Raw genomic sequence first — 13,471 nt, forward strand, 5'->3', positions numbered from 1 at the left:
GGACCCTATCCATCGGACCAGCTGCTTGGCACGGGAGGTCCCACTTGTCCCCCGTCCGAGCTTCAACTTCACAGTGAACTTCACAGAAAGCGGTCTCGCCGCCGTCAACGAGAAATTCCCTCGCTCGTCCCGCAATGCCCTGGTACGCATGGTTCATGGCGAAAGACAGTGCGAGCCACCCCGGGCAGTCCGGCCGTCCCGAGCTGCGGGTGTTGCGGCAGGACGAGTGGGACATCTGGTACGACACGCTCATCCGCGCCTTCGGGGGTGTCCCGGAGGCGGCCGAGGAGCGGGAATTGTGGAAGTCCCTCACCGAGTTCGACCGTTTCATCGGCGCCTGGGACGGGGACGCGTGCGTGGGCACGGCAGGTGCCTTCGACTTCCGGCTGACCGTGCCGGGGGGCGCGTCGGTGCCCGCGGCCGGCGTCACGATGGTCGGCGTCGCCGCCACGCACCGGCGGCGCGGCGTCCTGACGTCGATGATGCGCCGGCAGCTGGAAGATGTGCGCGAGTGGGGCCGGCCGCTTGCCGTGCTGACCGCCTCCGAGCCGGAGATCTACGGCCGGTTCGGGTACGGCGTCGGCACCTTGCACATGAACGCCGAGATCGACACGACCCGCGTCCGGCTGTCCGTGCCGCCCGGCACCGATGACGTACGCCTGCGCTACGCCGTACCGGGCGACGTCCTCGACGTGTGCGAGGCGGTGTACGCGCGCAAGGTGGCCGACCGGCCGGGGATGCTCGCGCGGCTGCCCGGCTGGGAGCGGCTCGGGCTGCTCGACCCGGAGAGCGAGCGGGGCGGCGGGTCGCCGCTGCAGTGCGTGCTGGCGGAGCGGGGCGGTGAGGTCGTCGGGTACGCGCGCTTCCATGTCAAGCCGGAGTGGGATGCCGGTGGGCCCAAGGGCTCCGTCCAGCTGCGGGACACGCAGGCCCTCGATCCGGCCGCGGAGGCCGCGCTGTGGCGGTTCCTGTTCGGAATCGACCTGACGTCCACGGTGAAGGCGTACGGGCGGCCGATGGACGAGGCATGGCTGCACCAGGTGTCCGACATGCGGCGGTGTGCGCTCCGGGTGCGGGACTCGTTGCACGTACGGCTGGTGGACGTGGGGGCGGCGCTTCAGGCGCGGACGTATCAGGCGCCGGTGGACGTGGTGTTCGAGGTCGAGGACGCCTTCTGTCCCTGGAACGCGGGGCGTTGGCGGCTGTCCGGGGATGCCAAGGGGGCGGTGTGCGAGCGTACGGCTGACGCAGCCGATCTCTCTTTGTCCGTACGGGAGTTGGGTGCGGCGTATCTCGGGGGCGTGAGCCTGGGCGCGCTGGGGGCCGCCGGGCGGGTACGGGAGTTGCGGCAGGGGGCGCTGGCGGAGGCGGCGGTCGGGTTCGCGTCCGTCGTGGCGCCGTGGTTGCCGCACGGGTTCTGACCGCGGGGTTGTGACGCGCGGATTCTGACGCGCGGGGTCTGAGGCTCGGGCGGCTTCCCTACGGGGTCTGGCAGTTCGGGCACCAGAAGAGGTTGCGGGCGGCGAGGTCGGCGGTGCGGATCTCGCCGCCACAGATGTGGCAGGGCAGGTTGGCCCTGCGGTAGACGTAGACCTCGCCGCCGTGGTCGTCGACGCGCGGGGGGCGGCCCATCGCCTCCGGGGTGTGTTCCGGGCGGACGGTGTCGATGCGGTTGTTGCGGACGCCCTCGTGCATGAGCTCGACGAGGTCGGTCCAGATCGCGTCCCACTGGGTGGGGGTGATGTCCTTGCCGGCGCGGTACGGGTCGATGCGGTGGCGGAAGAGGACCTCGGCGCGGTAGACGTTGCCGACGCCCGCGATGACCTTCTGGTCCATGAGGAGGGCCGCGATGGTGGTGCGGCTGCGGGAGATCCGTCGGTAGGCCAGGTGCGGGTCGGCGTCGTCTCGGAGGGGGTCGGGGCCGAGGCGGTCGTGTATCGCCTGCTTCTCGGTGGGAGTGATCAGGGCGCAGGTGGTGGGGCCGCGGAGATCCACGTATGCGCTGCTGTTCGCGAGGCGTAGGCGGACGGTGTCCGTGGGTGGGGGTGCGGGGGTGGCGCCGAAATTGACCTTGCCGAAGAGGCCTAGGTGGATGTGGATCCAGTCGGTGGCTCGGAAGCCGAGGAAGAGGTGTTTGCCGTGGGCCTCGGTGTGGGTGAGTTCTGAGCCGGTCAGGAGTTCCGCGGCGTCCGAGAACTTGCCCTGGGGGCTGGTGACGTGGGGGGTCGTACCGAGGAATGCGGTGGCGTAGTCCTGGGCCAGGCGGTGGATGGTGTGGCCCTCGGGCACGGGGACTCCTTTTTGTCTGCGGGTGGGTGGGGCTGCGAGCAGGATTTGCGCCCCCGCCGCCCCTACCCGTCCCATCCTCCAGGGGCTGCCGCCCCTTCGACCCCGCGTCCCTGGGGCCTGCGGCCCCCAGACCCCCGCTTCGGCCCTGAACGGGCCTCGTCCTCGAACTCCCCCAGAGGGGGTACTCCCGGACGGGCTGAGATGCGCGGGCCGGCACTGAGAGGTGAAGCCCCCCGGCGGGCGGGTGGGGGCTTGGGATGGTGTGGCCTTGTCCTCGAACGCCGAACGGGCTGAGTGATGCGTCGGCCGGCGCTGAGAAGCGACGGTCGGCGCCTTGGAGTGGCCGTCCACGTCTGGAGATAGAGCCCCCCGGCACATGACCCTCAGCGCCGCCGAGCGAAGCCCCCAGGGGGTGGGTGGGGGCTTCGGTGGGGATGGCCTCGGTGCTGCCGTCGCCTCGGTGCTGCCGTCGTGGGGGCTACTGCTGGGGGTGGTGCGGAGGGATCGGGGGGAGGTCGCCGGTCGTCTCATAGGTGGCCAGCATGTTGATGCGGCGGGTGTGGCGCTCGTCACCGGAGTACGGGGTGCTGAGGAACGTCTCCACGAACTTGGTCGCCTCGTCCAGCGTGTGCATGCGCGCACCCACCGCGACGACGTTCGCGTTGTTGTGCTGGCGGCCCAGCGACGCCGTCTCCTCGCTCCAGGCCAGCGCCGCGCGGACGCCCTTCACCTTGTTCGCGGCGATCTGCTCGCCGTTGCCGGAGCCGCCGATCACGATGCCGAGGGAGTCGGGGTCCGCAGCCGTCTTCTCCGCCGCGCGGAGGCAGAAGGGCGGGTAGTCGTCCTGGGCGTCGTAGATGTGAGGGCCGCAGTCGACCGGGTCGTGGCCCGCCGCCTTGAGCCAGTCGACGAGGTGGTTCTTGAGTTCGAAGCCCGCATGGTCGGAGCCGAGATACACGCGCATGGAACGAGTGTGACACGGGTGTTTCGGGGCAGCAGCGCCGGGTGTCGGGCATGTTTATTGTGATGCACGCCATGGAAGCTCAAGGAAACCTCAAGTAACAATCACGAATCAAAGGTTCCCGAATTCGTTCTCCTCGGATTCACTGGTCCGACTCGTACGCCGCTCCATCACCGCTCGTACGAGAACCGCTCCCCACGGCTCAAAGGAAATCCGTTCCATGACTTCGCAGCCGACGCAGAAGACGGCCGGACCGGCCGCCGGCGGCCACGGCCTACAGGCCGGGCTCAAGAACCGCCATCTGTCCATGATCGCCATCGGCGGCGTCATCGGCGCCGGACTCTTCGTCGGGTCCAAATCCGGTATCGCCACCGCAGGACCCGGCATCCTCCTCTCCTACGCCCTCGTCGGCACGCTCGTGGTGCTGGTGATGCGGATGCTCGGTGAGATGTCCGCGGCCAACCCGACGTCCGGGTCGTTCTCCGCCCACGCCGACCGGGCGCTCGGGCCCTGGGCCGGTTTCTCCATCGGCTGGCTGTACTGGTTCTTCTGGGTGGTCGTGCTGGCGGTCGAGGCGACCGCCGGTGCGGAGATCCTGGAGGGCTGGATCCCGTCCGTTCCGCAGTGGGGCTGGGCGCTCATAGTGATGGTGGTGCTGACCGCCACCAACCTCGTCTCCGTCGGGTCGTACGGCGAGTTCGAGTTCTGGTTCGCGGGCATCAAGGTCGTCGCCATCGCCGCGTTCATCGTCGTCGGCGGACTGGCCGTCTTCGGGCTGCTGCCCGGCGTCGACAGCGACCAGGCCGGGCTGAGCAACCTCACCGACCACGGCGGCTTCCTGCCCAACGGTGCCGGCGCGATCCTCACGGGTGTGCTGCTCGTCGTCTTCTCCTTCATGGGCAGCGAGATCGCCACCCTCGCCGCCGGTGAGTCCGAGGACCCGCAGCGTGCCGTCACCAAGGCCACCAACAGCATCATCTGGCGGGTCGCCGTCTTCTACCTCGGCTCGATCCTCGTCGTGGTCGCGCTGCTGCCCTGGAACAGCGAGTCCATCGCCAAGGACGGCTCGTACGTCGCCGCGCTCGACTCCCTCGGCATCCCGCACGCCGGTCAGATCATGAACTTCATCGTGCTGACCTCGGTGCTGTCCTGTCTCAACTCCGGCCTCTACACCGCCTCCCGCATGGCCTTCTCGCTCGGCCAGCGCGGGGACGCGCCGAAGTCCTTCGCCCGCACCACCGGCAACGGCGTGCCGCGGACGGCGATCCTCGTCTCCGTCGTTTTCGGCTTCGTGGCCGTGTTCTTCAACTACAAGTTCCCGGACTCCGTCTTCCTCTTCCTGGTCAACTCCTCCGGTGCGGTCGCGCTGTTCGTCTGGCTGGTGATCTGCTTCTCGCAGCTGCGCATGCGGAAGATCATCCAGGCCGAGGCGCCGGAGAAGCTGGTCGTGAAGATGTGGCTGTACCCGTATCTGACCTGGGCGACGGCCGCGCTGATCGTGTTCGTGCTCGGCTACATGCTGACCGACACCGAGCACGACGGGCGCTCGACCGTGCTGTTGTCGCTGCTGGTGGCGGCGGTCGTGCTGGTCATCGCCTTCGTGAGGCAGCGGGTCGGCGGCGGGCACGCGGCGGTTGCCGGGGCGGCTGACGGGACGGCTGACGAGACGACTTCCGGAGCGCCTTCCTCGGATGCGGCGCTCGATGAGGTCAAGACCAGCTGAGCCGTCGTGGCCTTTCGGGCCCTGAGGTGCGTGCGTGGGTGCGCTCGCCTCAGGGCCCGACCCATGTCCCGGCCCATGGCCGATCCCATGTCCCGGCCCATGTCCGATCCGTGTCCCGGCCCGTGTGCTGTCACAGCACCGTGAAACTGTCCCTCACCTTCTCGTAGGTCCTGAGGGCCTGCGCCTCGATGTCCGGCTGGTACCACGTGTTGATCTGGTACGACTTGCCGTCCACGGTGAAGCCCAGCAGCAGGGCGTGCCAAGGGGCGCCCTGGAGGGTGAAGGTGTACTCCCAGACGACCGCCGGGTGCCCGCGGAACGTCGTCCGTTCCAGGCGGATCTTGCGGTACTGGCCCTGCTGTGCGTTCTCCTCCGACTTGCTCCAGGAGTCCATCAAGTCGTCGCGGGCCAGGGACGACTTGCCGGCGAGTTCCTGTTTGGCGTCCGGGGAGGTGTAGTGCACCTCCGACCCCGTCTTGACGTCCCGCCGCCAGCCCTCGGGTGTCACCCACGCGAACCCGCCCGCCTCCCGGCGCGCTCCGGGCGGCAGGCTCGGCGGCCTCGACGTGCCCTCGACCGTGGACGACGGGGTGCCGCCCGGGGTGGATGGCGATGATGAGGAGGACCCCGCCTGATCGTCCTTGGGGGAACCGGAGTCGGTCGCCAGGACGACCGCCACGGCAGCGCCTGCGGCGGCGATCGCAACGGCGGCGATGAGGCCCGTGCGGCGGTACCCGCGCCCGGAACGGGGGTGGGCCGGGGCTGCGGGGCCGGGTAGCTCACCGGGTGGCATGGCCTGGGACGACCTCGATCCGACGCCGGGCACGAGTTCCGGCTCCATGGCCGGCCGTCGCTCGGTCACCGCTTCGGCGCGGGACAGGGAGACGCCGGTACGGCGGGGTGCGGCGCCCGTGGGACTGACGGTCGGGGTCGGTGAGCACACCTCAGCCTCCCCGACGCCTCCACCGAACTCGCCTCCCAGGCCCGTTCCGGGGTTTCCTACGCCCTCGGTCACCGTCGAGGGCTGTGGCGGTATCGCGTCGTGTACGGCTTCCGGCTGCCGGGGGTCGGGTGGGGCGGGGGCGCGGGAGATGTCCAGGAAGGCGGGGGTGGGCGTGGGGGGTCTCGGGATGGCTGGGGCCACCGGATCCGGCGGGGGCTCGGGAGCGGGGGTGCGTGCCGTCGTGGGCTCGGGCTCAGGCTTGGGGCGGTTGGGTTCGGGCCTGTGTGTGGTTTCGGGCCTGCGTGTGGTTTCGGGCTGGGGGCGATTCGCGGGGTCAGGCCGACGTATGGAGCCGGGATCGGACTCGGGATCGGACTCGGGCCCAACCCCCGGCACGGAAGCGGCCGTTGCCTCCGGCTCGGGCGCCGTGCCACTCGCAGAACCCGCACGCTCCGTACCCGAGCGCCCAGCAGCAGCCGCGGGCACCCCTCCCCCGACCACCGGCATCGTCGGTGTAGGCGCCGGAAACGCGACCGGCTGCAGTGCCGTCTCCAGGTCGTCCAGGCCGGGGCGGATCGATGGTTCCTTCTCCAGCAGGGCGGCGAGGATGCCCCTCAACGGGCCTGCGTTCGGGGGGAGTTCGGGCTCCTCGTACAGGACCGCGTGCAAGGTTGCCAGGGTCGTGTCCCTGGCGAAGGGGGAACGGCCGGCGAGGGCTGCGCTCAGGGTGGCGCCCAGGGACCAGACGTCGGACGGTGGGCCCTGGGGGCGGCCGGAGATGCGTTCGGGGGCCATGTAGTCGGGGGAACCGACCAGCATGCCGACCATGGTGAGGGCCTTCGCGTCCTGGATCGCGGCGATGCCGAAGTCGGTCAGGACCACCCGGCCCCGCCCGCTCACCGCTTCCGACTCCACCAGTACGTTGCCCGGCTTGATGTCCCGGTGGAGCACACCTCGGGCGTGGACCTGGCGCAGTGCCGCCACCAGCCCCAGGCCGATCCGGGCCGCCGCGCACGGGCCCAGCGGGCCCTCCTCCGCCATGATGCGTTCCAAGGAGCGACCGGACACCAACTCCATGACGATCCACAGGCGTTCGCCCTCGTCGACCACGTCGTAGACCCGTACGACGTTGGGGTGGTCGATCCTCGCCGTCGCCCTCGCCTCGCGCAGGGTGCGTTCTCGGCGCGTGCGCGTGTCCTCCGGGTCGAGGCCGTCGATGCGCATTTCCTTCACGGCGACCAGACGATCGAGTATTTCGTCGACCGCTCGCCACACGCGCCCCATTCCTCCCTGGCCGATACTCTCGACCAGGCGATAGCGACCCGTCACCAGTAAACCGGGAAGCCCACCGCTCCTCGTGGCTCCCGCGCCTCCCGTGTTTTCCGCGTTTCCCGTACTTCCCGCATCGCCCGCGTTACCCGCATTCCCCGGCAATCCGCTGCACCCCCTCTGCCGCGCCTCAGACATCCCCGACTGAAACACAATGGTCACACTTCGGGCCGTACCAGCATAGTGCGGAGAAATCTTGTGGTAGCTCTTCAAGTACTGCGAATTCAGGCGCAGGCAAGGGGGACGAACATGAGTTCTCGTCGCACGACGGCCATCGCGGGATCGCTGGTCGCGACATCTTTCTCGGCAGTGATGATCTTTTCCTTCACTGCCGGCGCGGACGACCAGGGACCCGGAAGCAACAAGGGGGGAAAGGTCATCGACGAGGCGCCGGCAGGGGTCGAACTGACCACCGAGCTGCCCGAGAAAATCTCGGTGGACAACAGTTCGCAAGAGACCGACATCACCGCCACGGTGAAGAACGAAGGGACCAAGGACAGCGGAAAGATCAGGCTTTTGGTCGTCGGTTTCGACGGCCTGACGGTCAAGAATGTCGAGGGCTGTTCGGCGATCGAAAAGAGCGGTCTTCCGGAGGGTTCGAACAGCGGTTTCCATTGCGCCATCGACAATCTTCCGGCCGGTGAGTCGAAGTCGTACGCCGTCGAGGCGACGTACGACCTGAGCAAGGCGGGGAAGATCTGCCTTCCCGTCCAGACCGGTGACGGCAAGAAGACGTACTGGCAGCAGGGCCCGGTGCCGTTCGGTACGACGAACCCGTCGCCCGACGCCCCGGCCACCCCGCTCCTTCTCGGCACCGACAACAAGCCGGTCGCGCCGGGCGCCGACGAGCTGCCCAAGACCGGACTCGGCCGTGACATCCTGCCGCTGGGTGCGGCCGGCGCGACGCTGATCGCGGCGGGCGCGGCCGGGCTGTGGTGGTCGCAACGACGGCCGCGGCGATCACAGGAGGGCTGAGACGCGAAAGAGGCTCGCCGGGTCGGCCGCAGTGCGACCCGGCGAGCCTCTTGTGCGGGAACTGCGGCTACGGCGTCAGCGGTTGAGCAGCTTCCAGGCGGTGGGCAGCGCGCCCATCGCCAGGGCCGCCTTGATCGCGTCGCCGATCAGGAACGGGGTGAGGCCGGCCGCGATCGCGGCGGATGCCGACATGTCGAGGGACAGAGCCAGGTACGGGACGCCGATGGCGTAGATGATTGCCTCGCCCAGCAGCATCGCGCCCGCCGTGCGCAGCGCGGTGCGGTCGGCGCCGCGGCGGGCCAGGGCGCCGACGACGGTGGCGGCGAGGACCATGCCGAGGATGTAGCCGAAGGATGGGGCGGCGGCGCCGGAGGTGCCGTCCGCGAACCACGGCACGCCCGCGATACCCGCCAGGGCGTACAGCGCGAGGGAGAGGAAGCCGCGGCCGGCGCCGAGGGCGGTGCCCACCAGCAGCACCGCGAGGGTCTGGCCGGTCACCGGCACCGGGGAGCCCGGCACGGGCACGGAGATCTGGGCCGCGAGGCCGGTGAACACGGCGCCGCCGAGAACAAGGGCGGCGTCCCGGACGCGGGAGGCGGGGATCAGGTCGGCGAGGACCGTTCCGGGACGGGCGGTGGCGGCAGCGGTGCTCATGGGGACTCCGCGGGTGAGTGGGCAGGTTGGGACACCGTGACGCTAACCCGGGGAGCTCACACCGATCTCCGTCGGCGCTCGACAAAGGGTGGAGCGATGGCTTGGTGGGCTCTGAACAAAGGGTGCTGGTTACACCGGGTACGGCGTGATACCGGTCACTGAGGCAGGGACGTTTCCCTCACTTCACGGGCCGCCGACCGGACTGTTGGATCTCTCCAAACGAATCCTAGTGGTCTGGTCGGATTCACCTTTCCTGGCCTACCCTTCGAGCCATGGTCGCCCAGTCCCGGAACTTCTCGTCGCGTCGCCATGTCGACCTGCGACGCGTGGGCGCGGCCGCCTGTCGCCACCCGGGGTGAGTCGCCTCCGGTGATCCGGTGATCCGTACGACTCGCCCGCTTCAGACGGCGCAGTGTCGGACCGGCTCCCGAGGAAGTTCCCCATGTCCCGTACCGCGGCACCCACCCTTTCGTCCCCTTCCCCTCCTTCATCACCTTCATCACGTTCATCCTCGATCCCCCGTGTCGCCGACCGTGACCGGCGCCGGACCAGCGCCAGCGCCGTCCTGCGGTCCGTGCTGGAACACGGGCCGGTTGCGCGCAGCACCATCGCCCGGCTGACCGGGCTGTCACCGGCCTCGGTGACCGACTACTGCGCCCGCTTCACCGAACTCGGGCTCATCCGTGAGGGCGCCGCGCCTCGGCAGTCGGGTGGTGTGGGGCGGCCACATGTGCCCGTCGACCTGGACGCGTCGCGGTTCGTGGTGGGCGGGGTACATGTGGCGGTGCCCTACACCACGGTGGCGCTGCTCGATCTGCGTGGACGGGTCGTCGCCGAGCGGGAGTTGAAGCACTCGGGGGCCACGGATCCGTACGGTCCCTACGGAGTCCTGGCCCGTGCCGCCGACGGGCTCGGTGCGCTGCTCGACCAGGCGCCGGGCAGTCGGCCGCTCGGCGTCGGGTTCGCGGCGGGTGGCTGGGTGGACCGGGACTCCGGGACCGTCGTCGAACACCCGCTGCTGGGTTGGCGCGAGGTGCCGGTGCGGGAGGTGCTCGGTACGCAGACCGGGCTGCCGGTCCATGTGGACGGGCACGCGCGGGCGTTGGTGAACGCGGAGCGGCTGTTCGGGCGGGCGCGCGGCAGCGGGAGCGTGCTGCATCTGTTCGTCGGCAACGTGGTCGACGCGGCCTTCGCGACCAACGACGAGGTGCACCACGGGCCCCGCTCCCAGTCCGGAACCGTCGCCCATCTGCCGGTGCCGGGCGGTACGGAGACCTGCGAGTGCGGGCGGGTCGGCTGCCTCCAGGTCGAGCTGAGCGAGCGGACGCTGTGCCGGCGGGCACGGGAGGCGGGCGTCATCGAGGGGGTGAACCCCGTGCATGTGGTCGCGGCCGCGGCCGCGGGCGACCGGGAGGCGGTCCGGCTGCTGGTGGAGCGGGCGGGTGCCGTCGGGCGGGCGGCGCGGCTGCTGCTCGACGTGCTCAACCCGGAGACGGTGGTGGTGACCGAGATGGGGATCGTGCACCGGGAGGACTGCCTCGCCGCGTTGCGCGCGGGGGTCGGGGACGAACGCGCGGCGGCCGTCCTGCCGACGAGTTTCCCGCATTCCGTGCTCGCCGTGGCCGGTGGTTCCGTGGCGCTCGACGTGCTCTACCGGGATCCGCTGGCCGCCTCACCTGAGGCTATTTAATTCAGAAACTCGGAATGTTGACAGGGACCCCCGATGACCAGGAACATCCTGCTCATGAGCCTGTTCGTGAGCTGTCGCACCCTTTGTTGCTGACCACACGTTGCTGACACGTCGCCGCGTGTGAAGCGCTCATCTCCCCCTGCGTGAATTCCCCTTCCCCGGCTTTCCGCTGCCCGGAATTCCGCATGCATCCCGTCACTTTGGCATTCCCGTCACTTTGGCATTCCCATCACTTTGGCTTACGGAGTCCTGCCATGCCATCTCTGCCTGCCCCGGGCGTCGACCGCCGTCTGTTCCTGACCTCGCTGCTCGGCGTCACCGCCGCTGCCGCCGGCCTCACCGGCTGCGCCGAGTCCAGCGCCGCCGACGCGGCCGAGGGTGCCTCCACCGCCCCGCTCGCCGCCAAGGTTCCCGCCGGGACCAGCCTGAAGATCGCCTCGTACCAGAACACCCAGCAACTCCAGTTCAGACTGGCCAAGTTGGGCGATCCTCCCTTCAAGGTCGGCAGCTGGCTGAACATCGGTGCCGGGCCCGATGTCATCAACGCCTTCCGCGCGGGGTCCCTGGACCTCGCCAACAACGCGGGCATCCCGCCGATCCAGGCGTACTACCAGGGCTTCGACGCGAAGATCGTCGCGATCAACATCACCCGTAAGCCCAACTACCTCTTCGCCACCAAGCCCGGCAGCGACATCCGGTCGGTCGAGGACTTCAAGGGCAAGCGGCTCGCCTTCTCGCAGGGCCAGGCGCAGGGCGTCGTCCTGCTGCGGGCGCTGAAGAAGGCGGGTCTGACGTACGACGAGGTGGAGCTGGTCCCGCTGACCAGCAACCAGTTCCTCACCGCCCTGCAGTCCGGCCAGGTCGACATCGCCCCGCTCGGCAACACCCAGGCGCCCGCCTATCTGGCGCAGTACGAGTCCAAGGGCGCCCGCACCATCACCACCGACGTCGTCGACCTGCTCAACCTGCTGTGGGCGCCGGTCTCCGTGCTGAACGACCCCGCGAGGGCCGCCGCCGTCGCCGCGTACATCCCGTACTGGGCGAAGGGCCAGGTGTGGGCGTACGAGAACCCCGACATCTGGAACGAGGAGTTCTACGTCAAGACCCAGAACCTGACCCTCGCGCAGGCTCAGTCCATCTCCGAGCTCGCCAACAAGCCGCTGTTCCCGCCGAGTTGGGATGAGGCCATCAAGTGGGAGCAGGAGACCGCGGATCTGCTCGCCGAGGGCGGCTTCGTGAAGACGTTCGACGTCGGCGAGCTCTTCGACCACCGCTTCGAGGGCATCGCGGCGAAGTCCGTACCCGCGGAATACCGGAGGTGACGGCCATGACCACGACGAGTGTGAGTACCGCAGCGCCCCTCGCGAAGCCGGAGCAGGAGCAGGAACCGGGGTCGGACCGCCGCGTCCGCCGGCGCCGCTCCCTCGCTCCCGGCAAACGCGTCCCCGCCGCCCGTCTCGTCGGACCCGCCCTGCTCGTCGTCCTGTGGGCCACGGCCTCCGCCGCCGGAGCACTGGATCCCGGCGCGATCCCCGCGCCCTGGACCGTCGTCGAGACCGGCGCCCACCTGTGGACCGCCGGGACTCTGCCGGACGACATCCTGACCTCGCTGCAACGCGCCGGGAGCGGGTTCGTCCTCGGTCTCGCCGCCGGGGTCGCCCTCGCGCTGGCCGCCGGGCTCAGCCGGACCGGGGAGGCGCTGATCGACGGGACGGTGAACCTCAACCGGGCGATCCCGACCCTCGGTCTGATCCCGCTGTTCATCCTCTGGCTGGGCATCGGCGAGACCTTCAAGATCGCGATCATCGCGATCGTCGTCTACATCCCGATCTACCTCAACACGCATGCGGCGCTGTCCGGCATCGACAGCCGCTTCGTCGAACTCGCCGAAGTGCAGGGGCTCAGCCGACTGCGGTTCATCCGGCAGATCGTCATCCCCGGCGCGCTGCCCGGGTTCTTCGTCGGGCTGCGGCTCGGGGTGACCGGGTCCTGGCTGGGTCTGGTGGTCCTGGAGCAGATCAACGCCACCAGCGGACTCGGCTACATGATGTTCCAGGCGCAGAACTACGGCCAGACGGACGTCATCCTCGTCGGCCTCGTCGTCTACGGCATCTTCGGCCTCGTCTCCGACAGCACGGTCCGCGTCATCGAACGGAGGGTGCTGTCGTGGCGCCGCACACTGAGCAACTGACCCGCCCCGCCGTCCAGCTCCGCGGGCTGACCCGCTCCTTCGACGGACGCACGGTCCTCGACGGCATCGACCTCGACCTGCCGGCCGGCCAGTTCACCGCGCTGCTCGGGCACAGCGGCTCCGGCAAGAGCACGCTGCTGCGGGCCGTCGCGGGCCTCGACCACGAGGTGGCCGGGAGCGGGCAGCTCACCGCGCCGGGCCGGGTGTCCGTGGTCTTCCAGGATTCGCGGCTGCTGCCGTGGCGGCGGGTCCTGGACAACGTCCTCCTCGGTCTCGACGGCAAGGACGCGGAGCGCAGGGGCCGTGAGGCGCTCGCCGAGGTGGGGCTGAAGGGGCGGGAGCGGGCCTGGCCGAATGAGCTGTCCGGCGGTGAGGCACAGCGGGCGGCGCTGGCTCGGTCGCTGGTGCGGGAGCCGGAGCTGCTGCTGGCCGACGAGCCGTTCGGGGCGCTGGACGCCCTCACGCGGATCAAGATGCACAACCTGCTCAGGGAGCTGTGGGAGCGTCACCGGCCGTCCGTGCTGCTGGTCACCCACGACGTGGACGAGGCGGTCGTGCTCGCTGACCGGGTGCTCGTTCTGGAGCAGGGGCGCATCGGGCTCGACCTGACCATCGATCGCGATGCGCGTGCGCGTGGCGAGTACCGGATGCGGCTGCTCGCCGCGCTGGGTGTGACGGAGGACGTCCGGTGACCGCCGTGAGCTGCCGCGAGCCCG

At 69.8% G+C, this 13,471-nt stretch carries 11 protein-coding genes; 7 read left to right on the plus strand and 4 right to left on the minus strand.

Features of this window, described 5'->3' with window-relative positions; genetic code table 11:
* Positions 1–155 precede the first annotated feature (155 nt).
* The gene (locus ACTMVF_RS19220; RefSeq protein ID WP_441272277.1) at positions 156–1,421 is read left to right on the plus strand and encodes a GNAT family N-acetyltransferase; all 1,266 of its coding nucleotides are present in this window, start codon (positions 156–158) and stop codon (positions 1,419–1,421) included.
* A gap of 58 nt (positions 1,422–1,479) precedes the next feature.
* On the opposite strand, the gene ACTMVF_RS19225 is transcribed toward ACTMVF_RS19220, so the two are convergent.
* Together ACTMVF_RS19225 and ACTMVF_RS19230 are read right to left on the minus strand one after the other, a co-directional pair.
* A complete protein-coding gene (locus ACTMVF_RS19225) occupies positions 1,480–2,289 on the minus strand; it encodes an Fpg/Nei family DNA glycosylase (protein WP_441272278.1) in 810 nt (269 codons plus the stop codon).
* A 478-nt stretch (positions 2,290–2,767) separates the two neighbouring features.
* Complete coding sequence (locus ACTMVF_RS19230; protein ID WP_302000725.1) at positions 2,768–3,253, minus strand: ribose-5-phosphate isomerase; 486 nt, start codon at positions 3,251–3,253, stop codon at positions 2,768–2,770.
* Between the two features lie 217 nt (positions 3,254–3,470).
* Between ACTMVF_RS19230 and ACTMVF_RS19235 the strand changes: the two genes are divergently transcribed.
* Positions 3,471–4,973 carry an amino acid permease gene (locus ACTMVF_RS19235; protein WP_441272279.1) on the plus strand — a complete coding sequence of 501 codons (1,503 nt, stop codon included), beginning with the start codon at positions 3,471–3,473 and terminating at the stop codon, positions 4,971–4,973.
* 130 nt (positions 4,974–5,103) lie between these two features.
* On the opposite strand, the gene ACTMVF_RS19240 is transcribed toward ACTMVF_RS19235, so the two are convergent.
* Entirely contained in the window at positions 5,104–7,200 is a 2,097-nt protein-coding gene (locus ACTMVF_RS19240; protein ID WP_441272280.1) for a protein kinase domain-containing protein, read from the minus strand.
* 294 nt (positions 7,201–7,494) lie between these two features.
* Here ACTMVF_RS19240 and ACTMVF_RS19245 point away from each other — a divergent pair, with 294 nt between their 5' ends.
* Positions 7,495–8,220 (plus strand): hypothetical protein, encoded by a 726-nt coding sequence (locus tag ACTMVF_RS19245; protein WP_441272454.1) that lies wholly within the window; start codon positions 7,495–7,497, stop codon positions 8,218–8,220.
* A 75-nt stretch (positions 8,221–8,295) separates the two neighbouring features.
* Here ACTMVF_RS19245 and ACTMVF_RS19250 read toward each other — a convergent pair whose 3' ends face one another.
* A complete protein-coding gene (locus tag ACTMVF_RS19250) occupies positions 8,296–8,874 on the minus strand; it encodes a biotin transporter BioY (RefSeq protein WP_441272281.1) in 579 nt (192 codons plus the stop codon).
* A 442-nt stretch (positions 8,875–9,316) separates the two neighbouring features.
* On the opposite strand from ACTMVF_RS19250, the gene ACTMVF_RS19255 reads away from it, so the two are divergent.
* The 4 genes from ACTMVF_RS19255 (at position 9,317) to ACTMVF_RS19270 (ending at position 13,447) form a co-directional block, all read left to right on the plus strand.
* Complete coding sequence (locus tag ACTMVF_RS19255) at positions 9,317–10,564, plus strand: ROK family protein (RefSeq protein WP_441272282.1); 1,248 nt, start codon at positions 9,317–9,319, stop codon at positions 10,562–10,564.
* Between the two features lie 254 nt (positions 10,565–10,818).
* The gene (locus ACTMVF_RS19260; RefSeq protein WP_441272283.1) at positions 10,819–11,886 is read left to right on the plus strand and encodes an ABC transporter substrate-binding protein; all 1,068 of its coding nucleotides are present in this window, start codon (positions 10,819–10,821) and stop codon (positions 11,884–11,886) included.
* A gap of 5 nt (positions 11,887–11,891) precedes the next feature.
* The gene (locus tag ACTMVF_RS19265) at positions 11,892–12,755 is read left to right on the plus strand and encodes an ABC transporter permease (RefSeq protein ID WP_441272284.1); all 864 of its coding nucleotides are present in this window, start codon (positions 11,892–11,894) and stop codon (positions 12,753–12,755) included.
* The gene (locus ACTMVF_RS19270) at positions 12,731–13,447 is read left to right on the plus strand and encodes an ABC transporter ATP-binding protein (protein ID WP_441272285.1); all 717 of its coding nucleotides are present in this window, start codon (positions 12,731–12,733) and stop codon (positions 13,445–13,447) included. The genes ACTMVF_RS19265 and ACTMVF_RS19270 overlap by 25 nt, the downstream gene beginning before the upstream one ends.
* Positions 13,448–13,471: the final 24 nt, after the last annotated feature.

It is taken from the genome of Streptomyces sp. SD31, from assembly GCF_052068475.1.
Lineage (GTDB): Bacteria > Actinomycetota > Actinomycetes > Streptomycetales > Streptomycetaceae > Streptomyces.